This is a genomic window from Afipia dichlorophenoxyacetatis, assembly GCF_055386385.1.
In genome coordinates this window covers 4849852-4876170 of sequence record NZ_AP029250.1, presented here as the reverse complement: position 1 = coordinate 4876170, position 26319 = coordinate 4849852, and the positions used below count along the sequence as shown (strand labels likewise).

22 protein-coding genes are annotated in these 26319 nt (G+C 55.7%); 10 read left to right on the top strand and 12 right to left on the bottom strand.

From position 1 onward, the window contains the following. Window positions 1-48: 48 nt before the first annotated feature. Window positions 49-1239, bottom strand: a complete 1191-nt coding sequence (locus tag ACZ5C3_RS22865) for an amidohydrolase family protein (RefSeq protein ID WP_464033279.1) — start codon at window positions 1237-1239, stop codon at window positions 49-51. A 376-nt stretch (window positions 1240-1615) separates the two neighbouring features. Here ACZ5C3_RS22865 and ACZ5C3_RS22860 point away from each other — a divergent pair, with 376 nt between their 5' ends. Both ACZ5C3_RS22860 and ACZ5C3_RS22855 read left to right on the top strand, forming a co-directional pair. Next, the gene (locus ACZ5C3_RS22860; protein WP_464033277.1) at window positions 1616-2617 is read left to right on the top strand and encodes a hypothetical protein; all 1002 of its coding nucleotides are present in this window, start codon (window positions 1616-1618) and stop codon (window positions 2615-2617) included. Window positions 2618-2929: 312 nt separating this feature from the next. Beyond that, a complete protein-coding gene (locus tag ACZ5C3_RS22855) occupies window positions 2930-4309 on the top strand; it encodes an MFS transporter (protein WP_464044290.1) in 1380 nt (459 codons plus the stop codon). A 166-nt stretch (window positions 4310-4475) separates the two neighbouring features. Here the strand turns inward: ACZ5C3_RS22855 and galE are convergent, their stop codons facing one another. Beyond that, window positions 4476-5456, bottom strand: a complete 981-nt coding sequence (gene galE, locus ACZ5C3_RS22850; protein WP_464033274.1) for a UDP-glucose 4-epimerase GalE — start codon at window positions 5454-5456, stop codon at window positions 4476-4478. A gap of 304 nt (window positions 5457-5760) precedes the next feature. Here galE and ACZ5C3_RS22845 point away from each other — a divergent pair, with 304 nt between their 5' ends. Next, window positions 5761-6606, top strand: a complete 846-nt coding sequence (locus ACZ5C3_RS22845) for a WecB/TagA/CpsF family glycosyltransferase (protein WP_464033273.1) — start codon at window positions 5761-5763, stop codon at window positions 6604-6606. A gap of 28 nt (window positions 6607-6634) precedes the next feature. On the opposite strand, the gene ACZ5C3_RS22840 is transcribed toward ACZ5C3_RS22845, so the two are convergent. Genes ACZ5C3_RS22840 through ACZ5C3_RS22830 form a run of 3 tightly spaced genes read right to left on the bottom strand, consistent with a single transcriptional unit; the run spans window position 6635 to window position 10092 of the window. Beyond that, complete coding sequence (locus tag ACZ5C3_RS22840) at window positions 6635-7987, bottom strand: lipopolysaccharide biosynthesis protein (protein WP_464033271.1); 1353 nt, start codon at window positions 7985-7987, stop codon at window positions 6635-6637. 23 nt (window positions 7988-8010) lie between these two features. After that, window positions 8011-9123 carry a GNAT family N-acetyltransferase gene (locus ACZ5C3_RS22835; protein ID WP_464033269.1) on the bottom strand — a complete coding sequence of 371 codons (1113 nt, stop codon included), beginning with the start codon at window positions 9121-9123 and terminating at the stop codon, window positions 8011-8013. A gap of 33 nt (window positions 9124-9156) precedes the next feature. Further along, entirely contained in the window at window positions 9157-10092 is a 936-nt protein-coding gene (locus tag ACZ5C3_RS22830) for a hypothetical protein (protein ID WP_464033267.1), read from the bottom strand. Between the two features lie 441 nt (window positions 10093-10533). Between ACZ5C3_RS22830 and ACZ5C3_RS22825 the strand changes: the two genes are divergently transcribed. Then, a complete protein-coding gene (locus ACZ5C3_RS22825) occupies window positions 10534-10842 on the top strand; it encodes a VanZ family protein (RefSeq protein WP_464033265.1) in 309 nt (102 codons plus the stop codon). Here the strand turns inward: ACZ5C3_RS22825 and ACZ5C3_RS22820 are convergent. From ACZ5C3_RS22820 to ACZ5C3_RS22795, 6 genes are all read right to left on the bottom strand, one after another. Beyond that, window positions 10793-12274 (bottom strand): glucosamine inositolphosphorylceramide transferase family protein, encoded by a 1482-nt coding sequence (locus ACZ5C3_RS22820; RefSeq protein WP_464033263.1) that lies wholly within the window; start codon window positions 12272-12274, stop codon window positions 10793-10795. The genes ACZ5C3_RS22825 and ACZ5C3_RS22820 overlap by 50 nt on opposite strands. Continuing rightward, on the bottom strand, window positions 12271-13440 hold the full coding sequence (locus tag ACZ5C3_RS22815) for a glycosyltransferase family 4 protein (RefSeq protein ID WP_464033261.1): 1170 nt from the start codon (window positions 13438-13440) through the stop codon (window positions 12271-12273). The genes ACZ5C3_RS22820 and ACZ5C3_RS22815 overlap by 4 nt, the downstream gene beginning before the upstream one ends. Next, window positions 13437-14837, bottom strand: coding sequence for a lipopolysaccharide biosynthesis protein (locus ACZ5C3_RS22810; protein WP_464033260.1), 1401 nt, complete (start codon window positions 14835-14837; stop codon window positions 13437-13439). The genes ACZ5C3_RS22815 and ACZ5C3_RS22810 overlap by 4 nt, the downstream gene beginning before the upstream one ends. 461 nt (window positions 14838-15298) lie before the next feature. Continuing rightward, entirely contained in the window at window positions 15299-15721 is a 423-nt protein-coding gene (locus tag ACZ5C3_RS22805; RefSeq protein ID WP_464033258.1) for a DoxX family protein, read from the bottom strand. Window positions 15722-15786: 65 nt separating this feature from the next. After that, window positions 15787-16188 (bottom strand): tetratricopeptide repeat protein, encoded by a 402-nt coding sequence (locus ACZ5C3_RS22800; RefSeq protein WP_464038406.1) that lies wholly within the window; start codon window positions 16186-16188, stop codon window positions 15787-15789. Between the two features lie 88 nt (window positions 16189-16276). Next, window positions 16277-17254, bottom strand: coding sequence for an MBL fold metallo-hydrolase (locus ACZ5C3_RS22795; RefSeq protein WP_464033257.1), 978 nt, complete (start codon window positions 17252-17254; stop codon window positions 16277-16279). A 244-nt stretch (window positions 17255-17498) separates the two neighbouring features. Between ACZ5C3_RS22795 and ACZ5C3_RS22790 the strand changes: the two genes are divergently transcribed. Continuing rightward, on the top strand, window positions 17499-18260 hold the full coding sequence (locus ACZ5C3_RS22790) for a sigma-70 family RNA polymerase sigma factor (protein WP_464033255.1): 762 nt from the start codon (window positions 17499-17501) through the stop codon (window positions 18258-18260). After that, window positions 18257-19054: an anti-sigma factor family protein gene (locus ACZ5C3_RS22785; protein ID WP_464033254.1), complete on the top strand. Its 798-nt coding sequence runs from the start codon at window positions 18257-18259 to the stop codon at window positions 19052-19054. Before ACZ5C3_RS22790 ends, ACZ5C3_RS22785 begins: the two co-directional genes overlap by 4 nt. 77 nt (window positions 19055-19131) lie before the next feature. Here the strand turns inward: ACZ5C3_RS22785 and ACZ5C3_RS22780 are convergent, their stop codons facing one another. Beyond that, complete coding sequence (locus ACZ5C3_RS22780; protein ID WP_464033252.1) at window positions 19132-20331, bottom strand: adenylate/guanylate cyclase domain-containing protein; 1200 nt, start codon at window positions 20329-20331, stop codon at window positions 19132-19134. A 465-nt stretch (window positions 20332-20796) separates the two neighbouring features. On the opposite strand from ACZ5C3_RS22780, the gene ACZ5C3_RS22775 reads away from it, so the two are divergent. The 4 genes from ACZ5C3_RS22775 (at window position 20797) to gabT (ending at window position 26301) form a co-directional block, all read left to right on the top strand. Continuing rightward, window positions 20797-22602: an ABC transporter ATP-binding protein gene (locus ACZ5C3_RS22775; RefSeq protein WP_464033250.1), complete on the top strand. Its 1806-nt coding sequence runs from the start codon at window positions 20797-20799 to the stop codon at window positions 22600-22602. Window positions 22603-22605: 3 nt separating this feature from the next. Further along, window positions 22606-23607, top strand: coding sequence for a phospholipase D-like domain-containing protein (locus ACZ5C3_RS22770; RefSeq protein WP_464033248.1), 1002 nt, complete (start codon window positions 22606-22608; stop codon window positions 23605-23607). Window positions 23608-23971: 364 nt separating this feature from the next. Continuing rightward, window positions 23972-24862 carry a LysR family transcriptional regulator gene (locus ACZ5C3_RS22765; RefSeq protein WP_464044289.1) on the top strand — a complete coding sequence of 297 codons (891 nt, stop codon included), beginning with the start codon at window positions 23972-23974 and terminating at the stop codon, window positions 24860-24862. Between the two features lie 161 nt (window positions 24863-25023). Further along, window positions 25024-26301: a 4-aminobutyrate--2-oxoglutarate transaminase gene (gene gabT, locus ACZ5C3_RS22760; protein WP_464033244.1), complete on the top strand. Its 1278-nt coding sequence runs from the start codon at window positions 25024-25026 to the stop codon at window positions 26299-26301. Window positions 26302-26319 lie beyond the last annotated feature (18 nt).

Here is a 26319-nt window from a genome sequence, read left to right as displayed (position 1 = left end):
TCAAACGTTAGTCAAGATGATGGCGCAGGCTATCCCGATGTCGCAAAATTAGTGATCTGCGCCACTGTAGTCCTGAACAATACGGGATTGAGCCACTTTCGCTCGTCGCACCGTTTCCGGGGTATTTCGGCTACGTCCTACAAACCGGGGGATACCGTTTGTAACGACCGCTCCGACTCCCATGATGTCGCCATTCTTCAGGGCTGCGAGCGCATCGTTTTTGGAGCCGCCAAGGCAAGCGTCGACCAGAACGACATCGGCATCCTTCCCAACGGCAAGAATTCCTGAGTTGAGCCGGTAAGTCCGGGCGTTATTGCCGGTAGCCATTGCGACCGCGATTTCAGGCTCTACGCCGCCGAGCGAGGCGAGATGGCTCATCGTGTACAGAATACCCAACGGCATAATGCCGCTTCCGGTCGGGGTATCCGTTGCTATGAGAAGTCGATGTTGTTGATTGGCATCTCTGAGAAGTTTTGCGACCAACAGGGTCGTCCGAAGATTGCCGGCTGTGCAAACCTGCATGGCAATCTCACTCTCATCGACCATCCTGCTGAAATCCGGATCCGGCATCGCGATCGGGCCGCCATTGACGTGGTAGGACACGTCGGGATTGATCTTGATCAAGTGATCCCCCCAGATGCCGCTCGAGCCGGGTATTGATGATCCTCCCGTGTGGACCATCGTGATCATTCCGTGCTTCTTGGCCATCGCAACATATGGCTCGTACTCGTAGGGCGTAGCAAAGGCGCCGAATCCCGCCTTTGCGAGCCAAACGCCGCCCTTGGCGAGCTCTTCAAAGTCCGCTTCCGTCAGTCCGGGTTCGATAATCACCGAGCCGGCGTGGACCCGCATGCCTCCTGGCCGGTAGCTCTCGAATGATTTACGGGCCGCGATTGCGAGTGCTTTCACGCCGATCGGATCCTTGGGGCGACCGGGGACATGAACTTCCGATGCACTGATTGATGTCGTGATGCCGCCGTGAATATAGCTCTCGAGAAATCCGACCGTCTTTTGGCGTGGAGTGTAATCTCCAAAAGTGATGTGTACATGAGAGTCGATGAGGCCGGGCATTGCCATCATCCCTGCTGCATCGATGCTGACGTCGCAATCTGTTGTCGAGCAGTTGCTGCCAATCGCGACGATCTTTCCGTCCTCCATGACCAAGGTGTCGCCGTCGGCAAATGGTGAGGTGAGGTCCCCGCTCAAGATTTTAGCGATGTTAAAGATCGCGACTTTCATGGCTTTTCATCCCTGTGCGGCTGCGCCGGCTATGGTTCGATCTGATCTCAAATCACCTTGTCGGAGGCCTTATTAGCCTAGGTGCGTATCCGACCTTTATAATTGTCATACGATTTGTCAATCTTGCGCATCGCCAGATGAAGCGGCGCTCGGGCTGGGCGTATTGGCTTGAGAGAAGTGAAACAAGCTTCAAAAACAGGCAATTCCCGCATTTGTTGCAAAGAGTTTTCGCCTACAATTTTATCATACATCATGAACATTTAGGCAAAAACGAGATTGTCAGACGATTTGGCAATCTGCTAGCTTTGGGGTGGTCTTGTCCTCGGACGGGGAGCCGGCGAGGGCGTTTAAAACGTCAATTATTTTTGGGGGTGGAATGACAATTCGGGTTAGCGTACTCACAAGCGCAGCGGCAGTAATCTTGATTTGCGGAGTGACGAAGGCGGCGGTTGCCGCGGATTTGCCGTCCGTGTCAACGAAGGCGGTTCCTTTGATCGACGCGCCATTCTTCACACTGAATGACAACCGCCTGACTTACTCATACCTGCCGGAAGGTTCGGATCCCGGCGTTCCAGGTAAAACCGCAAAGCAAATCGTCTCGTTCACGCACTTCGACGTTTGGGCTTACGGAACGAATTTGCTGGGCGTGAACCTGTTAAAGTCCGATAGGCATGATCCTGCCGCTCCCTGTCCTGTTGGCGGTGCAACAGGCTGTGAGGGCGCAACGGAATTCTTCGGATTCTTTCGGAGCACAGTCGGTTTCAACCAGGTGTTCCAAACGAATTCGTTCACTTGGGGGCCGCTGCGCAATGTGTCTCTCGAAGTGGGCGCCGACGGCGAAACTGAGAATAATTACACGGCGCCACGGCGCACAGTCGGTGTAGCCGGTCTGCAGTTCGCGTTCGACCTTCCCTACAAGGGCTACTTCAACATCGCTCCGATGTATTACAAAGAATACAATCACAACTCGTTCTTGGGGAATGCCGGGCTCCCCGGCGGTACCCTTGATTTCGATGGTACGTGGACCGTCGAGACAAACTACTACATGGATCTCGGTTTTCTCCCTCCGGAGCTCCCGTTGTCGATTAGCGGCAGGGTAGCCTGGATCGGGGAAAAGGGGACGGGTACGGATTTGCACATTCCGAACAACCTCCCTCGAAAAATAGAACTTAATAGTGAGCCGATCCGTGTAACGCTCGACGCGAGTAAGATGGTCTGGGGGCCGACACGGTCACATCTCCTGGACGTCTGGGTTGCCTATAGATACTGGCAGAACAAGTATGGGCTTGATCACAACAACTCTTTGACGTGCAGAAATGCCAACGTGGGGAGCTGTACTGAAAATAGCGTTTACACCGGTGTCTCGGTGAAGTTCTGATCGGCGTGCATGCGCGAGAAGGCGGTTAGTGGGGCCGTGACCGAGGCGAGAGCTATCTCACGGCTCCTCTACATGCGAAATCTGACGGGCGCGGCGACGTGCTGACAGATCGCCGGATACAAAATAGTCGTGGCCCGCGCGATGTATCCGCATGATCGCTTGTTTCTTCTGCGGCAACGGGCGAAGTCCGGGACGTCTACACTCAGACCAAAGTTACTGCGGTTGATGGCTGTTGGGAGAGATGCTTGACAGTCAGTTAAAAAGCTACAGTATGTACATAAATAACGAAGCTTCCTAATTGTCTTATTCTTTGTGCGCGACTGCTTAAACAAGCGTCTTTCATTTCGCGCTCATTGGATTGTTCTAAGGGAAGTCAATCGGAACGTAGATTCAAAGCTATTATTGGGAGAAAATGTCTTGTTGGATCAACGCCAAGGAACGTGGTCGAGCCGCCTTTTAGCTGAAGGTGGTCGTGAGGGCTGCGCAGTCATCCCGGCTTCCGCGCTCGGAGTCGGAGTTGGTCTCCTGGGGCTGCCGATATTGACAATCGGATTGTTCATGGCCCCGCTTCATGCGGAATTCGGTTGGTCGCGGGCCGAGATCGCCGGGGCGTCAACTTGTATTAATCTCGCGACCATTCTCGCGGCACCATTCATCGGTAGCCTGTGTGATCGGATTGGCGTTCGACGCGTGGCTTTGGCGTCATTGATATCGCTCACGCTGGGGTTCCTTGCACTGTCGGCAATGAACGGCTCATTGCTCATGTACTACACTGTCTGGTTCTTGCTGTCGGCTGGTGGAGTGGGAACAAGCGGCATCGTGTGGACGCGTGCCATTGGGACCTATTTTGAGCGCAACCGCGGATTGGCGCTCGGGCTTACTCTAACCGGTACGGCCTTTGCTGCCTTGTTGGCGCCATTAACGCTCGGCCCGCTCATCGCGAATGTTGGGTGGAGGTCAGGTTTCCTGGCATTGAGCGGTGTTTCGTTTCTCACCATCCCAATCACTTACTTCTTCTTCAGGGAACGGCTCGCCGATAGGTCTTCCAATACGGTCGCCGGACATATTGTGAAGGGTGTTTCACTGGCGCAAGCGGTTCGTCAGGCTAATTTCTGGAAGATCGGCGTTGGAGTATTCTTGTTGGTGCTTGGTATGGGCTCGTGCCTCGTGCACTTTGTTCCGATGGCCGTGGATACCGGTGTGCCCCTCGATGTCGCGCGGCATCTCTTTGCTATCATTGGGCTGGCGATGCTATTCGGCCGGATTGCGATCGGCGCGTTGCTCGACCGGTTTAATCCGATCCATGTCTCGGCTGTTGCGCTTGCCGTGCCTGCTCTTGCATGCGTGCTGCTGCTGCAGGAACCGTTTTCGCCGACTGTATCGGCTGGTGTCGCGGCCGCGATCTTCGGATTCTCGGCGGGAGCAGAGGTCGATATTCTGGCGTTCCTCGTTGCTCGATATTTCGGTCTGCGATCCTATGGCGCGATCTATGGCTGCCAGCTTGCGTTCTTTGCCGCCGGAAGCGGCGTTGGAGGTGTGCTGACAGGCCATATCCGTGACGTCTCCGGCTCGTATCACCCCGCGCTAATGGGGGGCGTCGTCGTCTTCACGTTAGGCGCGCTTTTCATTCTTTGGCTCCGGCCGACCTCATCCAATGCCGCATCCTTTGATCCGGCACATGCGCCGCTTTGATCAGCGCCGTACTGATAAAAAACGACGCGGAGCCTGCGGGGCGACCTGGGAATGCCTGCAATCAACGACGACTCGATCGTCTGAGTGGATTGAAGGGCGTTCCCGGTATGCCCGTCGAAGCCTTTGTGTAAGCCTCTCCGTCCCACCTCAACATCCGCTCGTACAATTAAAGTCGACGTTCCCACTCCAGCGCGTGGCGCACGATAGTTTCAAGATCATCATAGCGGGGAGACCACTGCAGCATCTCCGTAGCCCTTTGATTTGATGCGACGAGGGTAGAGGGGTCGCCGATGCGTCGGTTCTGTACCCTGACTTCGAAGTCGACACCTGAGACGTTCTTGACAACTTCAATGACTTCCTGGACGGAGAACCCGTTTGCATAGCCGACGTTGCAGATCAGGTTCTTCTTTTCGCGCCTCAAGTAAGTCAGCGCCGCTAGGTGCGCTTGAACGAGATCTTCCACGTGGACATAGTCGCGCACACAGGTGCCGTCGGATGTCGGGTAGTCGTCACCAAAAATATCCATGCCCGGCCGTTTCTTCAACGCGGCCTGGACGGCGATTTTGATCAGATGAGTCGCCTTGATCGAAGATTGACCGGTCCTGCCGTTCGGATCGGCGCCTGCGACATTGAAATAGCGGAGCGCCGCATAGTTGACCGGATAAACCTTCGCGACGTCCGCCAGAATCCACTCGACCATCAGCTTGGATCGTCCGTAGGGATTGATCGGGTTCGTCGGATGATCTTCGGAAATGATCGCGGTGTTCGGCTCTCCATAAACCGCGGCGCTCGATGAGAAAACAAAATGCGGAATACCGTTCCGGACCGCTGTATCAATCAGCGCGCGAGCGTTGACGGTGTTGTTTCTGTAATAGCCCAAAGGATCCACGGACGAATCTGCAACGATAATGTTCGCTGCAAAATGCACGATCGCATCGACATCGTAGTTTTTCATGATGCCGTCGAGCAAGGCTTCGTCGCCACAGTCGCCGTGAAAGAAGGGAACGGATGAGGGGACGGCTGATCTGACGCCTGTCGAAAGATTATCGACCACAATAGGTTTAGCGCCGGCATCCAGCAGACCGAGCGTCATATGACTCCCGATGTATCCAGCGCCGCCCGTGACGAGGACGTACTTGCTATCCATGGCTTGCCGTTCTTTTACGTCGCTACTTCGCGTGGAACATAGCTATTCCATAGCGAAATAGTCTGCGATCCGTCACAGGTAACCCCGGTTAGTATTAACTCCATGGTGTTGAATCATGCGGTCAGCGCGACGATGCGTTAACTATTCTTTCACGTTCTCGCAGACGCGCTGGTTTCGCGTCTCGGTTGTCCATAAAATGCGCAGGAACTTGGACGCCGTTCGTCCATGCGTGAGGAAGTTTGTGGTGGTTGCGAATTCCAAGAATAGGGAACGACGCGATTTGGTCGGTGAAGATCGTCGCGTTATGACGTATCAAGCGACACAATCTGCGTTGGAGGACCTCGAAATAGAGGACCGCCGGACATCCAATGATCGCAGACGTAGTCAGTTTCATCGGTGGCGGAAGGTCTTGCTGGGTGGACTTCCCGTGGTCGCGGTGGATCGCGAAGAATCGGCAAAGGCAATGGTCGATCATTCGTTGGAACGGCGTGGACTATGGCGCTACCCGGCCTACATCACATCAACGAACGGCGAGGTGACCTACAGATGCGCGGTCGATAAGACCGAGCGCTCGCTGTTCTTGAAAGCCGATGCCATCCATGCCGACGGCATGTCGCATGTCTTCGTGTCTCGGCTGCGCGGTGTCGTACCGCTTCCTGAGCGTGTTGCGACGTCCGACTTGTTCTATGACGTGGCGGCCAAGGCTGAGGCTGCTGGCGCGACGATGTTCATGCTCGGCGCGACCGAGGAAGCCAATGATGCAGCCGTAAAGTCCGTGAAAGAGCGGTTTCCGACTCTCTCGATCGTAGGAAGCCGCCACGGCTATTTCAAAGATCATGATGAGGAAACGGAAGTTTGTGATCAGATTGCAAAATTAGAGCCGGACATCCTGTGGGTTTCGATGGGGGTGCCGCGCGAACAGAAATTTATCATCAGGAATCGCCATCGCCTCACTTCCGTCGGGGTCATCAAGACGTCCGGCGGCCTCTTCGATTTTCTATCAGGAACGAAACGGCGGGCTCCGCTATGGATCCAGAATGCCGGGCTCGAATGGCTGTGGAGAGTATGTCTTGAGCCGAGGCGCCTCGGATGGCGTTATATCAAGACAAACCCACTGGCCTTGTACCTGCTTCTGACAAAATCTCGCTGACCATGTGATGACCATGTCGAGGCGGAAATTACTCCGCCGGCATGATTACGGGGCGACGCCAGTACCTGGAAATCAAGCGGAGAATCGAGCCATCGATCTTTGCGGAGGAAATAGTCGAAACTCTCAACAAAACGGCCATGCATACGAATGAAAGCGTGGTCGCAACGACCGCACCCATGACCTGGAAATGGGGAATAAGTATCCAGAACCCCATCATCCGCAGCAGCACGGTCAGTCCAATCACGCTGAGGTAACGGCCTTCGTGCCCGGTCAGCATGAGAATCGACCCCGATGGGCCTGCGGCGGCGACAGCAGCCATGCCGAGGGACAGCACGACGAGGGCGCCGTGATAGGGCACATAGGCACTGCTGAAAGCCATGAGAATCCAATGGCCGCCGCCGGCAATAACAATCATGCCGGCCGCGATGACGGCCAAGGTGACGCCCGAGACCGTATCCAGCAATGAACCCAGCTGTGTAAATTGCCGGCGATAGTACAGGTCCGGAATGTGGCGGGTCGAGAACATGTGAATGGCGTCCGTCGCCATTGAAAAGGCGTTGGCTAGACGGCTGGTTACAAAGTAAGCGCCGGCGACTGCTGGATTCATCAGGGCGCCGATAATCAACACGTCGATGTATTGGTTCGAAGCTTCGAGGCTGTTGGACAACCACAGCTTGACCGATCGTGCCCGCCAGAGAGGTATATCGTAGGCTGCCTTGGCTGTCGTGAAGCCCGGAAAACGCCCCTGAAGAGTTCGCCAAAGCGTTACGATGTGAAATACGACGCAACAGATAGCTCCCAGAGCCATCAGCAAGAAGACAACACTGACGTCGGCGACGGTGCCATGTCCGAGACAAAGCAGGAGATAGACGATCGGAGGAATCGCGAGCGACAGGTTGCCGAATCCATCGCCCGTTCCAACGCCGACTGCTGTTCGCACGAGATGGGATGTTGTCAACAAAACGGACAGTGCAACGAGATAGAGCGTGATCGAGATCGCAATCGACATGTCATAAGCCATGACAAGCCAGACGTAGAATGGGATTGCGACGAGGATGCTTCCAGCCAGGCATACGACGCAGCTGAAGAGCAGGGCTCCCTTGAGGCAGCCCATCTGTTCGGCTGAAGAATATTCGTTCCAGAACCGCATCACGAGAACCTGCTGTCCCGCAGTTGCAATGATGCTGAATAATCCTGCCGCGCTGAACAGGATCGAGTATGTTCCGAAGGCGGATACGCCTAGCACTCGCGCCGCAAGGGAGATCAGCGCAAAGTTCAGGATCGTGATGGTCATTCGGAGAGCGAACACGCCCGCGATGCCGCGCAACGCCGGGCTCTTCCGAACATCGATGAACTTGTGAATCGCTGTGGCAATCGTCACGTTGGGCGTCCTGTTGGGAGCAATCAACGCAAGCGCGGCGAAAGCCGTCTCAACGCGGTCTTGAGCGGCTTCGCGCGGTGGTAGACGAATGAAACTGCTGATCCAGCCAATGAGCGTGAAGACGTAAAGTTGTGAAGTCTGGTTTCCTCGACGCGGAATTGGGATTTATATCCGGTATTTCCCAAGCCCATATCGAGGCGATGCAGCCCGCGGTCGAATCGATACTTGATGACGCGATAGAGCAGTTGCATGCCGATTGAGTATTTGCCTAACCGCTGCATGTCGGCGCCGATCAGGACGGCATGAAATTCGTCCTCGTATGCCGGGCCGAACAGAACGGCTACCGGCTTTCCAGCGAGATAACTGACATAAGTGATTGCCTCGCCTGAGGCCATTCCGGCAATGGCGAAGTTGCAATAGAATTTCTCATATATATCGTTGTTCAGAAAATCCTCATCGAAGCGACCCTTCCTGGCGTCTTTGAGAAATTTGAACGCCTCGCGGATTTCGCTTTCGGTTTGCGCAGGCCGATGTTCATACGGACCGAACTCGCGCTCAACCTGTCGAGCCAGTCTGCCGAGCTCCTTGGAAAATTTCCTGCTGACCGTGCGGCGTTGCCACTGTTCGAAATCCGGTCCGGTTTCGCTGTGATAAGCCGCGTTCTCGTTAGGGCTGGCTACTGTTCTTTTAAATAGCCGGCGGGCGTCGAAGCCATCGTCTCTTATTTTGCGAAAGAACAATGCATCCGCAACGTCGAGCAATTGATCTACGCGATCCAGAACGGATGGGTCGGAAGCCAGCAACTCCAAGGTCAACGAATCTGCAACGATGGCGTTGTAGTCGCAAACCCCAAAATCGGCGGGTTGTAGAATTGTGATCCCCGCCGATCGCTGAAGGACCAGCGGGATCACCGCCACGAGTGCATTATCGCCGTCTCTGACCGTTATTGTGTACTGTCGTGCCGATAAAAACGGCATCAACTGGCGATGAATTGAATCAAGCCATAGCGGTGCCTGGAAAGCAGTCCCGCGCTTGAGATTGTAGAAAGCGCGGTACTCGGCAGACAAAAAATCAAAGTCAGGCTCGACGCGAATGCTCACGTCGAGCTGGAAAGATTTTCGGTCGAGTGCCAACATTTGAATTATGCTTCCAAGGTACTGGGCGCCGGCTCAGCGTATGTTCGCGAGTCCGTTCGCACTTTCGGGAGCGATTCTGAAATCGCGGACCTTTACGACATCGCCATCGATTTGCCGGCCCATCTTTTTCCACAAGAAGGCCGATGCTGCTTTTGGATACACATGCAGTCCATGATCGCTGACCGATGTGTTTTGTAAACCGAGCGTGCGTCGCAAGACACCATTCCCGTAGTGCACTGCGTAGGAATTCCAGATCGACTTGGTCCAGTGCTCCATCGTCACGGAGATATTCAGGCAGTTGTGGTTCTCGACCTTGTGCGGTGCGTAGAGGGGCCAGGTGAGCATTTCGCCCGGATTCAAATCAAAAGCCGTTGCATATTCGTCAAACCAGGTCCGATACGGCATGTCCTCGTTGGTTTCGCGCAAAAGTATTTTCTCAATGCTCTTCGGCGACATGAAGACGTCAGAGCGGGGATAGATGAATACACGCTTGACGCCGGATATTTGCCAAAGCGACTGCCCCTGGATATCGGCGTGATAAGGAACTTTCGCGTTCGGCGAGGAGACCAGCACACCAATGTTTCGCTTGAAGGTCTTCATGCCATTCAAGCGTCCTTCGAATTCAGAAAAGATTTTGTTGAGTAGGTCGTTGTATTCCGGTGCCCAGTCCATCACTCGGCGTATGTTCATCCACATACGCCCCTTCTCGATGGCTTCAATCGCCTCAAGCCCCGTCGCGTTACCGAGCTCGCCATAAATGCGCTTTGGCGTCTCGCCGTCGAAGGTGACCGATTCAAGTCCGAGGTGAGACTTTGGACAGCGCTCGATTAGTTTACCGACGCTTTCTCTCGTGAATAGGCCGGTTTCTGCCAAGCGATGTTGGAGCTTGATTGCATGTTGGCCAAAAAGGCGCTCATGGCGATCTTGCCAATCGGCAATGATATCGCGAGGCAAATTCATCGAGTTCATCTCTGATGCTCCGGGTGCGTAGCTGGCCATGTTCCAAAAGTCGAAAATGCCAGAACGTCGCTATTTGTACGCGCCTTTGAGGGCACGTTAAACGGGACGCGGAGTAACAAATACGATCGAGGTTAAATCATTTTCAGAATGCGACGAGAACAAAGAAAATTTCCGATGCTCGTCGCGTTAACCTGAATAGTTCAATTTTTATCTAATCTTTTAAGCGGCGAGTGGTGCTGATCCGATACAATTTTCGACAGCTTGTGCGTAAGTGTTAGACCACAGCAGTTGATGCCCGCCACTTGAGTATGTTTGCAGATGCAAGACCGAACGCCGTCCGGTGAAATCATCCAAATCGTGGAACCCCTATGTCGCATCCTGGCGTGGCTTTGCCTCGCCGCGATTGCGGTCGTTACGATTGGGCCATTAGGTTGGAGGCCGGAAAGTGGAGTGTCGCCGCAGATCGAACGCTTCGCTGCATTTGCTCTCGCTGGATTATTGTTTTCGACCGCCTATTCCCGCCGCATCTTAGTTGCGGCTGCTATCGTTATTTCAGCTGCTATCGGGTTCGAGTTGCTCCAGTTGATGGAGCCATCCCGTCACGGAAGGGTTTTCGACGCGGCTATCAAGATAGCCGGCTCCATGACCGGTCTGACGATCGGCTATATCTTCTCAAGACTGGCGCTGCCGCTCATGCGCACTCTTGCCGTTAAAAGCTGTGGGCTCTCAGTTTCGGCTGAATTCTGGTGCCGTCGATGACTTCCAGGCGCCCACTGCGATTCAAAGTATGAAGCTTTCTTCCTCGGCGCGTTGTTTCCGGCTGGACAGTGTGTCGAACGATCTGTCTGAAGGTCGTTGGTGAGAGCTCGATAATTTCAGCGAGTCCAAGGGCTGCGCCATATCCGTCCCTGCAATCTTGAACCGGTCGCCAAAGCTGTCCTTTCAATCGGACAAAGTTTCCGGCGGGACGCGCGCAGGATCGATCCACGAGGACAGGATTGCTGGCATGGGGCTGCCATGGACCGAGCAGATGCTCCGAGTAGTAGATGGACAGTGTGTCCGAATATCCGCCACCGCCGTCTCGCGATGCGCCAAAGAGATAATAGAGACCATCGTGTCGCGTAATCGTTGCGTCCGAAAACGAAAGTCCGGACAATAGCGTCGCTTGGCGTTCCCATTTGGCGGGGAATTCGATGCACTTGTAGAGAGCGACATCATTGTTTCCGAAGCTTTCCGGGATCATCCATAACTCACCGCCGTCCTCGATCAAAAACGGATAGGACAGGTGCCACGGTTCTTCCAGCACTCGGATGACGTCGCCTTTCGGTCCTGCCGAATCGAACTCGATCGCGGAGATTGCAGCCTTTCCAGCGCGATGGTCGAGATCCTCGAAGAACACGAAGGTTCTGCCTTTCCATGTGATAGGAAAGGGATCGGCATAGCAGCGACAGCCAGGATCTGCGATCGTCTGCCAGCGCGGTCCGGACAAGTCTCCATGTTTCCAAACGCCTTCATCGTCGGTATGCCGCCAAGCGACTTTCCAGTGAGGCGAGAAGCAGCAGAGATGATATATTCGCTTTGCGATCGCGTCGGCTATTCCGCGTAACACATACGACGCTGGGGCTCGAGAGCTGCCGAGCGAGTTATATGTCATCTGAGGGACTAGTCTCGGACGTCCAGACAAAACTGCTTCAAGCAGTGTCATTGTCCGCGCGATGACGGTTGCTAACGCTCCGCTCAAGCCATCCGCAACCTCGTTCGATGGCTGACCGCGATCGAGAACAGTCCCATCAACATCGTTGACGATTTCGATGACCGGCAGATCTCCGGAAAGGATCGCGGCAAGTGCGCCATCTTCTCCAGGAATACCATTATAGAGTGGCCGCAGATAAAGAGATGCGCCGTATTCGGGAGCGCGCGTCGAGTTCGTGAAATCGATCACGATGTCCGGTTTGCGATCAATCTGTAAGGAATGACTGGTCGCAATTTTTAAGGGATCGGCTTCGCTCGGCTTTCCTTTCCGTAGCAACATGCGCTCGAGCTCGAACAGCATGTCCATCCCGGTCGGCTTTGGTACCTCGGTCTTGATCCACGCAACTTGAACATCGACGGGCTTGCCGTCGATTGTCATGACCTGTCGGGCCATCCAGTTACGGGGACGCTCGGCGTCGCATTTGAACTCGATAATCATGTCGACGCTTTGTCCCGTTGAAGGGGGCGTAACTGGCACGCATGGTCCAAGAGACGGACGTACTCATTTATCATCGTGTCGACAGAATATCGCGATGCCAGCCCCTTGGCATTCGCCTGCAGTTCCTTCGTGAGCTCCCGATTCGAAATAACCTCCGTCACGGCCGCTAAGAACTTCGCATCATCTGCCGCATCGACAAAAAACGCTGCCGGTCTTCCCTCGTAGGAAAGAACTTCGCGCAACACCGGAAGGTCCGCCGCTACAGTTGGAACGCCGGCACTGGCGGCTTCCACGGCCGCAAGACCAAACGTTTCGCCCTGTGTCGGAAACACAAAGACGTCGAGACCGGCGAGAAATTTACCGATCTCGTTGGGAGAAAGCTCTCCAACGAAATGGACCCTGTCCGATACGTTGATCTGCTTGGCTATTTCCCTCAGCCTCTCTTCGTCCGGACCTTGGCCTGCAAGCGCCAAGTGCCAATCAGGTTTGCTTGAAAGTAGGCGTATTGCGGCGTCGAGACGCTTGGTGGGATTTAACCTCGAAACCGATCCCAACAGAGTGACGTCTTGAGGGAGATTGAAAATTTTCCGCGCATCGAATCGTGAGATGTCTGTCGTTTTCTGATCGAACCCATGAGCGACATATTCCACTCGTTTCAGATAGCCTTTCGGGTAATTTGAATACTCGCGTTGCAGGTCGTGGGAGTTCACCGTGATATACGTGTAGAAACCAAGGCTACCCATGATCTTGTCGGCGGTGCGCACAAGCCAGTTCATGGTTATGCGCGACGAAACCTGGTTGGCAATGATTGGGGCCGGACTTGCAAGCTTCGAAACGAATCCGCCGATCGCATTGCCATAGTGTTGGAACGTGAGGACCGCATCCCAGCGGTTTGACCGAATCTGTTGCCGAAGTGCGTAGAGAAACCGGAGGAAAGCAAGAGGGCTCCCAGGTCGATTGGAGACGCAGTAGGAGGTGTTCGGTTGCTCGTCGAAGTGCGAAGACTTGCGATAGAAGAAAAGATTGTGGACCTCATAGCCGCGCGCAGTTAGTCCGGCGCAGACGAGCCGGGAAATTTCCTGCGCACCGGCGTTTTCAGCCTGCGTCTGAATGAGGAGGATGCGACGTCGCCGGTTCATGTCCGGTCTGCTGTGCATGAGGTTCATTGCGGTTGATTACCCTGCGGCTGCGTCACAATCGGACCGGTCACCGCGAATTTTCCGTTGGGCTTGCGGAGCAGAATGAGAATTGAAGGATCCACTCCGATCCAACGACGGCAGAGAACATTAAGGACGATCGTCACAATGACCAGGCTCAAGGCCGTGGACAGCGCCGCGCCGAGCAGGCCGAACATCGGAATCAAAATCGCGAAGCCAATAAATCTCAGAATCACGTTGCCCCCGATAATCCACGGATAACGTGATTCGTGGCCTGCGATCATCAACACAGCGGTTGCCGGTCCCCCGGCGGCATAGGCGGCCGTGCCGACGGTCAGAATGAACAGCGTCCATTTATATGTGACGAACGCGGGACCGAACAGGCCGAGAATTCTCTCCCCGCCAAATCCGATGATTGCGACCCCGATCAGGACGCAGAGCAGTACGACCTCGCTCATCAATCTGAGCGTCCGATTGAGATCGTCAAATTGCTGGGAAAAATACAACGAGGGTATTTGCCGCGTCGCGTAGCTGTGAACTGCAGACAGTATAGTGGCAAACATGTTGGCCAGACGGGACGCAATAAAATAAGCGCCGGCGGCGACTGGATCCAGCAGCCAGTAGATAATGACCACGTCCAGGTACTGATTTATGGTCGCCAGAATTGTCGAGACCCAGAACCCAACAGACATTTTTGACCAATCGCGAACTTGCCATCTCGGGGCTGCGCGAACGATGTTGGCTGGTATCATCTTCCAGATGGCGAAGATCTGGATGGAAACAGAAATGCTAATCGCTGCCGAGGCGATAAGGAAAAATGTGTCGATCTGAACTGTCCCACCAGCGAGAATGATGGCGATCAGCACAGCAGCGACGAACGAGCGCCAGAAGACCTCCCGCAGTCCGTCCGAGGTGATAATTCCGACAATGGACCGGGCGATGTGGCTGGTGAGCGCAAGTACCGAGCTCGCCACGAGAAATAGTCCCATCGCAGTAACGAGCTTGAGGGAAATACCGAAGGCTAAAAATCCGAAGCCAGCTAAAACGCTCAGTAAAACTGGCCCGACGCAGACGATCGCCGTAGAAAACAGCAATGCTCCTTTGGCGAGGTCAGGCTGGTCTGCGACCGTATATTGATTGAGCGAGCGCAGGATAAACATTTCCTGCCCGAAAATCGCGATGATGCTTCCCATCTGGCTAACGCTCAACAACGTGGCCAGATGTCCGAAATCTTCAGACGACAGAACTCTAGCAGCTAGGGAAAACATTGCGAAAGCAACGAGGCCTCCGCCAGCTTGTATGAGGATCGAGACCGCGAGCCCCTGCGCGACGTTGCGGCGACCTCGCTCGAAAAGAACGCCAAGGATCGCAGCTAAACTTCGCGATTTCGCGCTCGACTGGGACAATGAGGTACTCGCTTGGAGGAGGTGTTCTTTTGAGATGCGCTGCAAATACCACGCGATGGGAAGCTATTCATTCAATTCGAAGCAATGCAGTTAATCCATACCTCTGCGGAACCAACAAAATTCGATCATGCCTTATCTGGCATGTTTCATGTGGTGAATGAGATAGGTGGTCGTTAAGCAACGCCTCCCTTTGATGGGGCCATTTAACGATTGTTAAGGGAATGTCAGCTCACCGGGTAGCCGCTGATTAACCTTAGATATTTACGTTATGGTCAGCCTTCGATAGCGGTACCGCTGCCGGAGGAGCGTTCGATTTGAGTGCCAAACTGCGGCGTGTCGGTTCAGGAATTCGACAGGGTCATACTGTCAAAAGAGAGAGCTAAGAGGAGCGTCTGCCTTGCCAACTTGGTAGGCCGCTTCAACTCGACCTGCCGCTGTTCACTGATGTTCCCAATGCGGTATCAGGTTGGCGTCCTTCGTCGCCATATGCCGTCGATGGACCAGGCTCCGGGACCATGCACCATCAAGACGAACATGCCGCCAGCGATTGCGAGGTCCTTCTCGAAATGCAGCAATTCGTTGCGGCTGGAGAAATTGGTGTGAAACAGGACGGCAGTCGCTAGGCAGAACAATCCCAGCGCCAGTGCTCCCCATCGCGCATGCCAGCCGGCCGCGATCGACGCGCCCGCACCGAGCTGTAGCGCGATCGTCGCGACGAGGAGATATGGCGGGACACCAATTTTGGACATGGATGCCGAGGCGGAATCAAAGTTCGCGACGAGAAACGCGCCCTCATGAAGGAATATCCACGCAAGCAAAAGCCGGCTGATCAGCAAGACGGTGTCGTAAAGCATCGTGCGTTGGGTGCTGCTTATCGCGTTCATGGCATCTGCTTTCCACGTCGTCGCATTGAGGGCAAAAGGGGGCGATCGAGCCGCCCCCTTTGTGATTATTTGCTGGCTGACTTAGCGCCGATAGCTTTCTGGAGATCTTCGCGCTCTTCGCAGCCGCCTGGGCAGAGTTTCGCCAGGATGGCGAGCTGCTCCTTCGCCTTGTCCATATTTCCGGTTTCGATGTAGAGCTCGCCGAGATATTCGCGGGCTGCCTTGTGGTCCGGCTGGAGTTCAAGCGCCTTAGTGTAATAGGTCAGCGACGTCTTGTAGTCGCCGGTCTTGCGAAGGGTGAAGCCGAGCAGATTGTAGACATCAGCCTGCTGGACATCCTCGGCGAGATCCCGCAACTCGGCGAGAGCGGCCGTATAGTCCTGTGCCTTGATCTTGGCGCGAACAGAGGTGAGGTCGGGCGCGTCGGTCGACGACATGTTGTCGACCGCATGGGCTGAGGTTGACATCAGAAGCGGTGCGAGGCCGATGCGGATCACAAGCGCAAGGGTTTGGAGTGTCTTTCGTGTACTCATGGTTCTCTCTCCTAGTCTCGATTCAGCCGACGCTCACAGGAGTGAAGGCGTAGGCGTTCCCGTCCTTGACGAATGTGCCTGAGCCGGGGAACGGGAAGTGGGCGCCGCAAATCATCATCTTGTCGGCAATGACGCGGTCGACGAGTTTGCGGCGCGTGGCGACGGCGGTCGCGCCGTCCTGATCGTAGGCGCCTTGCCATTCCGGATGCGGTGCCAGCAGGGCAGGCACATACATCATGTCATTCGACACCATCAGTTGCTCTTTGCCCGAGGTGACGAGGAACGCCGAGTGGCCGGGCGTGTGGCCGGGTGCAGCGAGGATTCGCACACCGGGTGCGACTTCAGCGTTGTCCTCCACCAGCTTCCAATTCTTCCACGTCGGGAAAACATCGGCGATCCGTTTGCCGGCAGCCCTGCGGCCTTCCGCCAGTTTCTCGACCCGGCCCGGCTCCGTCCACCAGTTGTACTCGGTGCTGTTGACGATGAGTTCGGCATTGGGGAAGACGGCGGTGTTGGTACCTTTCTCCATCAATCCCCAGACATGGTCGGGATGGAAATGCGAAACCAGGATCGTGTTGATCTGATCACGGTCGATGCCCGCCGCTTTCATATTGGCCGGAAGATGTGTTGCATTCGCCTGCCATTGGCCGACACCCGATCCGGCATCGACCATGATATGCTTGTCGCCGATCTTGAGAACGATCACCGTCAATGGGATCGGCATGAATTCCGTCGTCAAGCCTGCCTTGGCAAGTGCCTCCTTGGTTTCCTCGACCGAGGCGTTCTTGATGAAAGTAGGATCATGGGGTTTGCGCCAGATACCGTCATAGACAGCGGTCACCTCGACGGATCCGACCTTGTATTTGTAGAAGCCGGTCGTAGGCTCAAGCGGTGTTTCAGCGTGAGCCGGTTGAACAAAGGCCAGCTTCCTATTGTTCAGTCCGAAGGCAGCAGCCATCGCTGCTGATGCCAGGACACCCCGGCGGGACATGGTCAACATTGGTGTTCTCCATGAATTCGAATTGGATCAGGAGCAAAGTTCGGAATGAACAGTGCATCCACCCACGGAGACCAGCAGTGCGCGCCGTTTATTCTTGGCCGAGCAAATATTTTGCGAGCCGCATATTTTTCCCCGGACCGGGAATAAATCGGCCGGGAGGGCGGTCTACCCCAATACCGGGGGCTCTATCCCTGACCGTCTTCGATATTTACGTCTTCGACATTGACCAAGGCAGCCAGCCAACATGATGCAACATGTGTCCGTCATAAACGCGCCACGGGTGACCGACTGGAGGATCCCGCGATCTTTCGTGGACATGATGCTCGCATATCTGGCGGAGAAGATTTCCAGTGTCAGAGGGGTTGGGCTTCAATCCATCATGGCGTCCATGGCATCGGCATCCAGCCGGCTGGATCATGTGGCGCGAGCCCGACCAGCCGTTTCGAATGAGACGCTGCTCAGATTTCAGCGCGATATCGTCCCTCAACTCGATGCGGCCTATAACTTCGCGCGCTTTCTCAGCAGGGATGCTGATGCCGCCCAGGACATCGTCCAGGAGACATTTCTGCGCGCCTATCGAAGCTTCGAGGGATACCAGGGCGGCGATGCGCGCGCCTGGATCTTCGCAATCGTGCGCAATTGCTATCACAACTGGTTGCTCGATCGCCGGCGCAAGATGCGTCTGGAGGCTGATGCTCACGACAATGGCACCAAAGACGATATGACCTGCGATGTCGCCTCGGAGGACGACAATCCGGAAATGTCGCTGTTGCGGAGAACCGAGTCCGACGCAGTCCGCCATGTCTTAAGCAAGTTGCCGCGGGCGCTGCGCGAGATGCTGGTGTTGCGTGAACTGGAAGGATTGTCCTACCGCCAGATTTCGGAGATTGCAGAGGTGCCGATCGGCACCGTGATGTCGCGGCTGGCGCGTGCGCGGACGCAATTTCAGACGGCATGGCGCCAGGAAATGAATGATCAAGACATCTGTAGTCAGGAGGGAACGTGACTTCTTCCGACACAAAACCATGCGCCGAATGGGAGTTGACACTTCACGGCTTCCTGGACGGCGAGCTCGATGCGTCGCATTCGTTGCACTTCGAACAACACCTTGCGTCCTGTTCACATTGTTCGAACCAACTCGAAGGGTTTAAAGCTTTGAGAAAAACTGTCGCACAGACGGGTGTGCGCTGGCGGACGCCAGAGCATGTGCGTGCTCAAGTCCTTGCGGCCATTGAGCGTGAAGCGGCAACGCAGTCGCGATCGCCGGCCGGTGCGACAAGGGGCCAGATGTTCAGGATTTTTGATCGCGCGAAACAATGGCTGTTCGTGCCGTCGCTGGCAGCGCTTGCTGCAAGTCTTTTTCTGGTGGTGTCATTACCGCAGGATCGTTCATCGATTCAGGACGAGGTTGTTGCAAGCCATGTGCGGTCCCTCCTGGTCGACCATCTGACGGACGTTGCAACGTCGGATCGGCACACCGTCAAGCCGTGGTTCAATGGCAAGATCGACTTTTCACCTCCGGTGGTCGATCTCGCGTCGCAAGGCTTTCCGTTGGTGGGAGGCCGCGTCGACTACATCGGCGGCCGGGTTGTCGCCGCGTTGGTTTATCGGCGGCAGGGGCATTTCATCAACGTGTTCGTCTGGCCTGCAGCGTCTGCCACCGCGACGACGGCAACGCGTGACGGCTACAACATGGCGAACTGGACCAAGGATGGGTTGAATTTCTGGGCTGTCTCGGACGTCAACGCTGACGATATCGCGAAGTTTCGGGAAGCGTTCATCAATCAGACGTCAGGATGACGTCTATTCCATCGACTTGAGTCTAGGACCGATCTGCCATCCCGTCGGTCCACCTCGTCAACTTCGATGGATCGAGTTTATCCGTTATACGCAAACAGCTCGATGGGGTCATTGAAGCCGCGGACCGGATATTCTCCCACCCGTTCGAAAGCGAAATCGCCTTCGACGAACTCGGCGAATGCGCGGGACATCAGCACCGTTTTGCCCAATTGCTTGGTGAAGCCTTCGAGACGTGACGCCATGTTGACCGCCGGACCGATGACCGTGAAGTCGAGCCGCGTGCGCGATCCGATATTGCCATACATGACATCTCCAATGTGGACACCGATGCCGTAATTCAGCGGCGCACGGCCGGTTTCGCTATTCTTTGCGTTCAGCGCGGCCATCGCCTGACGGGCTTCGCTCACCGCGCGCAGCAGATTGGCGCAGGCGTCCGGATGGCTGAGCGGGAAAATGGCGAGCAGACCATCGCCGATGAATTTCAATATTTCTCCGCCATGCCTCACAATCGGCTCCGACATCACATCGAAATAGGCGTTGAGAAGATCGATGACGTCATCGCGCGGCCAGTTGTCCGAGATTCTCGTGAAATCGCGCAGGTCGCAGATCATGATGGCGGCACGCACCGTCGTCCCGCTTCCGCGCGTGGTCGCCCCGGCCAGAATAAGCTCGCTGGCATGCGACCCGACATAGGTTTCGAGCAGCGTTCGCGCCAGCCGGTTTTTGATGCGAATTTCGCTGACCAGCGCCAGAATCGGCAATAGTTTCTGCAAGCTGGCGATGTGTGCGGCTTCGAAACCGCCTGGCTGGTCGGTCGCAAACGTAACCAGATGCCGCTTGCCGAGCGTATGGTACAGCGGCCACGCCACATAATCGGTCAAGCCTTTCGCGCGCATCTCATCATAGAGCGCGTGCTTGCGGCCCAATGAGGGATCACCTTCGAGATTTTCGCGCACCTCGGTGGCGCCGTTGTGGATCTCGTTGGCGGGGCTGTCGATATATTCGGATCGCTCCCTGACGTCGTAGTCGACGCCCTCAATTATGGCTTCGCGCATCCCGTCGGCCCACAAGAATCGGGCGCCAAGCCACTGCGGGTGGTGGATCAAGACATGAAGCGATGCCCGCTTGAGGGGAATGCCCGCGCGCTGCAGCCGGAGACACATCTCCGCAAAGATATTGTCGATGAAGCGCTGATCGCGGGTGTGGTTTGTCAGCCAATGGATAACATCGTTGTCAGAATGCGCGGTGGCGGGATCGATGTTGGGCGGCGCGTTCATATCATTTTCCTGAGCAGTGACTTGGACAGGGCTTGGGCAGTACCTTGGATCCCACGGTATACGATATGTCGTGTGCCCGCTCGACGGCGTCAACGGCGTCCCGCTACAATTTGATTGTGCATGCTGGGTGTCGCCTCTCTGGCATCTGAGAATGTCGCGATAGCAAGTTCCGATAGATCGCTGTTTTGGTCGTAGATGCATTCAGCTCAGTATCGCGTGCCGTTTGACCGATTAATCGGGGTGATGACGGCCGCAATTGCAGCATTAAAAGCCTGAAGTCTCGCACACACCGCCACGGCCTGGTGGTTGAGGGGGCACCCAGCGGAGCTGGTCCGGCCAGCGTATCTAAACACGACTGCGTGCCATATCTGCCGGCGATACCCATATATCGAAGCGGTATTTGAACGACCCCAGACCGCCCGGTATTGGAACGGCATCCCAATATTTCAAGCGGGCGCTCTGGCCATGGCACGACTGATCATTGATCTGCTCCGCCCATATCGGGGACGGCTCTGCATCGTGTTCATCGCGATGCTGATTGAGATCGTCGCAAGTCTCGCAGCTCCGTGGACGCTTAAGCTGGTTATCGATGATGCCGTCGGACAGCATCGGTTACCCGACTGGCTTGCATGGGCTCATGACTATGGAATTGGCCGTCACACGATGGGCGTCGCGCTCTTTGCCGGCCTGGCGACCATCACGATAGCCGTGGTCGGCGCCATCGCGACTTACATCGATAATTATTACACCACAAATATCGGTCAATGGATCGCGAACGACTTGCGCCTTCGCATCTACCAGCATCTGCACCGGCTTTCCCTGCGGTACTACGACCACGCCAAGGTCGGATCGCTGATTTCGACCATCATGACGGATGTGGACACCCTTCAGGAATTTGCCTCATCGTCGACACTCGATATTCTGGTTGATCTCCTCACCATCGTATTCATGGTCGGCTTGATGTTCTGGCTCAACTGGGACTTCACTTTGATCGCGCTGGGCGTTGCGCCATTCCTCTTGGTCTTCGTGATGCGCTTAAAGAAGGCGGTCAAAGATGTCACCCGGATTGTCCGTGCAAAACAGAGTGAGATTCTATCGGTCGTTCAGCAGGGGCTTGGCTCAGTCCGTGCTGTCAAAGCCTTTGGCCGCCAAGACCTGGAAGTTGCTCGCCTCGAGGTGGTCAGCCATGCGGCTGTCGACGCAGCTCTTCGTGCGCGTCAGGTCAAATCGATCCTGTCCCCCCTCGTCAACGTTGTGGTGGCGGGCTGCACGGCCATTGTTCTTTGGAGGGGAGCGTCCTTGATTGTTGCCGGCGCGATGACGGCGGGGGCGCTTACGGTCTATCTCGCGTACCTGACGAAGTTTTTCAAGCCGGTCAAAGACCTTGCCAGCATGACCAGCGCAATTGCGCAAACGACCGTGGCGCTGGAGCGTATTCAGAACATTCTGTCTGCGGATGACATTATTCGCGTCGCCGAGAGTGCAACGGATCCGGGGCGCCTGACCGGAGGGGTGCGATTCGAGAAAGTCGAGTTTCGATACGGGGAGGATGTGCCTGTTCTACGCGATGTGTCGTTCGAGATCCGTCCCGGTCAGATTGTCGGGATTGTCGGTCCGACGGGCTCCGGAAAGTCAACCATACTCAGTTTGATTCCACGGTTTTACGAGACGACCGGCGGACGCATCCTGATCGATGGGAAAGATATTCGTTCGGTGAAGCTGTCTGCGCTTCGGGATCAGATCAGCTTTGTGCTCCAGGAAACTGTGCTGTTCCGCGGGTCAATTCGTGAAAACATCGCCTACGGCAAGCCTGATGCGACGTTCGAGGAAATTGTGGCCGCGGCCAAAATCGCCAATGCGCACGAGTTTATTCAGCAGATGCCGCATGGCTACGACACGCTCGTTGGCGAACGCGGAGACACCCTCTCGGGTGGTCAGCGGCAACGGATCGGGATCGCGCGCGCGGTCATCCGCAACTCGCCCATTATGATTCTGGATGAGCCCACTGCAGCTTTGGATACGGAATCGGAACAACTGGTCATCAAGGGACTGGAGCGCCTCATGCAAGGGCGCACCGTCATTATGATCGCGCATCGGCTCAATACCCTCAGGGATGCGGACAAAATCATCGTGCTCAAAGATGGTCAGGTCATCGAGGAGGGATCAAATGATGAATTGATCGCGCGCGGGGGCGTCTATGCTGAACTGCATCGAATTCAAAACGAGCCAGCTCGTCCCACTATTCTCGTTGACAGTATTCAGGACAAATAAGCCATGTCTCATTCGTTGATCGTTTTACCCGACGATACCGCTGATGCCATCGTTGCTCCGATCGAGGACGCAAAAAAATCGCTTAACGTGCGCATGTTTCTATTTACCGATCCGACTTTGCTTAATGCGGTCATCGGAGCCAGGCAGCGCGGTGTTCACGTGCGGGTCATGCTGAATCCGGCCCGGCGCAACGGAAAGAACGACAACGAAGCTGCTCGAAAGGCGCTCATGGAGGCCGGCATCGATGTGCGGGACAGCAGCCCTGAGTTCGCACTGACTCATCAAAAATCTATGGTGATCGATGATGAAATTGGGTTTGTCGAATCGCTCAACTGGGAGACACAGGGTCTGATGGAGACGCGGGATTATGCCGTGATCACGACCAAGAAGCGGGAAGTTCGCGAGATGGTGGAGTGCTTCAATCGCGATTTCATGCATCTGCCGTTCGAACCCGATCCGAAGTCGTTGCTCATCTGGTGTCCAAACAACGGCCGGCGGCGGATAGCCGATTTCATCGACTCAGCGAAGCATACGCTTTGGATTCAAAACGAGCGCTACCAAGACACGGTCATCATTGAGCGATTGGTCCGAGCGATTAACCGTGGCGTGCACGTTCACATCATGGCCAAGGCTTCACACAAGATTAGCACGGAAAAGATGGTCGAGGGGATTGGCGGGTTGCGTATCCTGGAGGATGTCGGCGCCAAGATCCATCGCTTGAAGCACCTCAAGCTGCATGGAAAGATGCTTCTGGCGGATGAGCGTCGATCAATTGTTGGTTCGATTAATTTGACGCCTGGCAGCTTCGACTCGCGGCGCGAGCTCGCGATTGAGACGGATTCCAACACTGTTGTTGGCAGAATGGCCAACGTCTTTGAGCACGATTGGAAGCACTCGGACCCCCTCGACCTGACTGACAAGGGCCTCGCAGAGGAGATGGCGAAGCACGGAATCTCCTGTGCCGATAAATTGGCGATTGATCAGCTTCCCGATTTTCGCCGGTAACCTCAAACGAGGCGAGGGAAGCACGATACTAAAAGTCTGACGTGCTCTCGCAGCGTTACCAGGACGGAGATGGCTTCGTTTCACGGAGCCAGATGTGCGTTTCTCATCGGCGAGGTGATTTTCAGGTAAGTGAGGCGAAATAGACCTTAAAGCTCAAATTTAATGCTCGCTCTGCTTCATCCGTCGGTTTAAGTGAAGGCAAGTTAAAGGTGGGCATTCCTGAAAGCCGCCGATGACCGAATAAATCAGCCCGGTTCCTCGACTGGCGCGATAGTGTATCGCCATTATACTGTTCATCACAAATGGCCGGAAAAGCTGTGTCAGGGATTATGACACAAACACCAAATTCAAATTTAAGTAAGAGATGAAGAGCTCGCGTCTGCCCCCTTTGGTTGCGTTACGTGCGTTCGACGCGGTCGGCCGAAGGCAGAGTATTCGCACAGCCGGCGATGAACTCACGGTCAGCCACACTGTCGTTTCGCGTCACCTGCGGAATCTGGAGGAGTGGCTAGGGGTCAAGCTGATCGAAGCGCGTGGCCGCGGAGTTGTGCTCACAGCTGAGGGCACGCGCTATCACGAGCAAATCGGACGGGCATTTGAAGCCATCGCGCGGGCCACCGCGGACCTGCGACCCGCGGCGCAGCGCAAGCTCGTGATCTGGTGTTTTCCCGGTTTGGCTAATCGTCGCCTGCTGGTCCATTTGCCGGAGTTGGAAGCGCTGTTGCCCGAATGGGAGATTTTTCTTCACCCCACTCTCGCGCGCTGCGATCTCGTCGGTGGTGAGGCGCACGCGGAAGTGATCTACACCGACAGGAGTGAGAACTCCGAAGGCGTGAACACCGAATTGTTGGCCCGTCCGCGTGTTTTCCCGGTGGCCAGTCCGACTTTCATGGCCCGTTATCCCGGGATCGAGACGATCGGCGATCTTCTTCGTCTTCCATTGATCCATGAGGAATCGACCGATCAGTGGGAGCGATGGTTTGGACTTGCAGGGATGAGCGCTCTGCCTTCTTTGAGCGGACCCCGTCTTTGGCACGCGCATCTTGCGATCGAGGCAGCGCGTCTTGGCCAAGGTGTTGCTCTGGCCAACGACCTGCTGGTCGAGGAGGACCTCAAAACCGGTGCGCTCATTGAGGTCGTTCCGTCGAACATTCGCTTCTGGGGGTACTACCTTCGGGCCCCGGCCGAGCGGTGGAATGAACCCCACATGGTCGCCCTGCGCGGCTGGCTACAGGGATTTTCACCCACACCCTAAGCGGCAGGTGGGTGATTCTTGTCGCAAAGCGATTGAAGTTGAACACCTTTTTCTAATTGGTGCAAAAAAGACACCAATCAAGAGCAAATTAAGCAGTTGTTCTCCAAGGAACTTGCCGGGAAGTTGCGTCGCTATTTTGGCTAGCTTGGAGCAAACAAATCATGCCGACGAATTCAGAATTGTCAGCCCGCCGGCAAGCGGCCGTTGTTCGCGGCGTGGGGCATTCGTCTCAAATCTCAGCTGCGCGTGCGCTCAATTCTGAAATTTGGGATGTGGACGGCAAGCGCTATGTTGATTTCGCTGGCGGTATTGCGGTTCTTAACACGGGCCATTGTCATCCGCATGTGATGGAAGCTGTTCGCAAGCAGATGGATCACTTCACGCACACCTGCTTCCAGGTCGTGATGTATGAGCCCTACATTAAGCTCTGCGAGCGCCTCAACGCGCTGGCTCCGATTTCGGGACCCGCCAAATCCATCCTTCTCACAACAGGTGCGGAAGCGACCGAAAACGCCATCAAGATCGCCCGGGCGGCGACCGGCCGTTCCGCAGTGATCGCGTTCACGGGCGGCTTTCATGGTCGAACCGTGATGGCCATGAGCCTGACCGGCAAGGTCGTTCCTTATAAGAAGAATCTCGGCCCAACCGTGCCGGAAGTCTGGCACGTGCCTTTCCCTGTTCCGCAGCTTGATGTCACGGTTGAGGACGCGCTTAAATATCTCGCGTTTCTCTTCAAGGCCGATGTCGATCCTTCGCGCGTTGCCGCGATCATTGTTGAGCCGGTTCAGGGGGAGGGCGGCTTTCACATGGCGCCGCCTGAGCTGATGCGCGCTCTGCGGCGGATCTGCGATGAGCACGGCATCATTCTCATTGCAGATGAGGTGCAGACGGGCTTTGGCCGCACCGGCAAGATGTTTGCCATGGAGCACTATGACGTCTCGCCCGATATGGTCTGCGTTGCAAAAAGCCTGGCCGGTGGTTTTCCCCTCTCCGGCGTCATAGGCCGTGCACCTATCATGGATGCGGCCGATCCCGGCGGACTTGGCGGCACCTACGCGGGCAATCCGTTGTCCTGCGCCGCCGCGTTGGCCGTGCTTGATGTGTTCGAGGAAGAGAAGCTTCTCGAACGATCAAATGCGATCGGTCAGCGGTTGAAAGACGGAATCAAGGCGCTGCAGCAGCGCAACGATCTTTTGCCGATCGCGGCCATACGTGGTCCGGGTGCCATGATTGCCTTCGACATCGTGAAAGAGCGCGGAACCGATACGCCCGATGCAGCCGCCACCAGCCGCGTGACGAAGCGTGCGTTTGAAGAAGGGCTCGTGCTTCTGTCCTGCGGCACAAACGCCAACACGATCCGTATTCTCGTCCCACTCACAGCGTCGGATGACATTGTCGATGAAGGGCTCGAACTCTTGGCGAAAGCCTTGGTCGACTGAGAAGTGCCTTCCGGCGCT

What these genes read in the sequence shown, in the direction of transcription:
- ACZ5C3_RS22865 (WP_464033279.1), bottom strand. Translation starts at nt 1,239, where the DNA reads ATGAAAGTCGCGATCTTTAACATCGCTAAAATCTTGAGCGGGGACCTC.
- ACZ5C3_RS22860 (WP_464033277.1), top strand. Translation starts at nt 1,616, where the DNA reads ATGACAATTCGGGTTAGCGTACTCACAAGCGCAGCGGCAGTAATCTTG.
- galE (WP_464033274.1), bottom strand. Translation starts at nt 5,456, where the DNA reads ATGGATAGCAAGTACGTCCTCGTCACGGGCGGCGCTGGATACATCGGG.
- ACZ5C3_RS22845 (WP_464033273.1), top strand. Translation starts at nt 5,761, where the DNA reads ATGACGTATCAAGCGACACAATCTGCGTTGGAGGACCTCGAAATAGAG.
- ACZ5C3_RS22835 (WP_464033269.1), bottom strand. Translation starts at nt 9,123, where the DNA reads ATGTTGGCACTCGACCGAAAATCTTTCCAGCTCGACGTGAGCATTCGC.
- ACZ5C3_RS22830 (WP_464033267.1), bottom strand. Translation starts at nt 10,092, where the DNA reads ATGAACTCGATGAATTTGCCTCGCGATATCATTGCCGATTGGCAAGAT.
- ACZ5C3_RS22820 (WP_464033263.1), bottom strand. Translation starts at nt 12,274, where the DNA reads ATGATTATCGAGTTCAAATGCGACGCCGAGCGTCCCCGTAACTGGATG.
- ACZ5C3_RS22815 (WP_464033261.1), bottom strand. Translation starts at nt 13,440, where the DNA reads ATGAACCTCATGCACAGCAGACCGGACATGAACCGGCGACGTCGCATC.
- ACZ5C3_RS22805 (WP_464033258.1), bottom strand. Translation starts at nt 15,721, where the DNA reads ATGAACGCGATAAGCAGCACCCAACGCACGATGCTTTACGACACCGTC.
- ACZ5C3_RS22800 (WP_464038406.1), bottom strand. Translation starts at nt 16,188, where the DNA reads ATGTCAACCTCAGCCCATGCGGTCGACAACATGTCGTCGACCGACGCG.
- ACZ5C3_RS22795 (WP_464033257.1), bottom strand. Translation starts at nt 17,254, where the DNA reads ATGTTGACCATGTCCCGCCGGGGTGTCCTGGCATCAGCAGCGATGGCT.
- ACZ5C3_RS22790 (WP_464033255.1), top strand. Translation starts at nt 17,499, where the DNA reads ATGATGCAACATGTGTCCGTCATAAACGCGCCACGGGTGACCGACTGG.
- ACZ5C3_RS22780 (WP_464033252.1), bottom strand. Translation starts at nt 20,331, where the DNA reads ATGAACGCGCCGCCCAACATCGATCCCGCCACCGCGCATTCTGACAAC.
- ACZ5C3_RS22775 (WP_464033250.1), top strand. Translation starts at nt 20,797, where the DNA reads ATGGCACGACTGATCATTGATCTGCTCCGCCCATATCGGGGACGGCTC.
- ACZ5C3_RS22770 (WP_464033248.1), top strand. Translation starts at nt 22,606, where the DNA reads ATGTCTCATTCGTTGATCGTTTTACCCGACGATACCGCTGATGCCATC.
- ACZ5C3_RS22765 (WP_464044289.1), top strand. Translation starts at nt 23,972, where the DNA reads ATGAAGAGCTCGCGTCTGCCCCCTTTGGTTGCGTTACGTGCGTTCGAC.
- gabT (WP_464033244.1), top strand. Translation starts at nt 25,024, where the DNA reads ATGCCGACGAATTCAGAATTGTCAGCCCGCCGGCAAGCGGCCGTTGTT.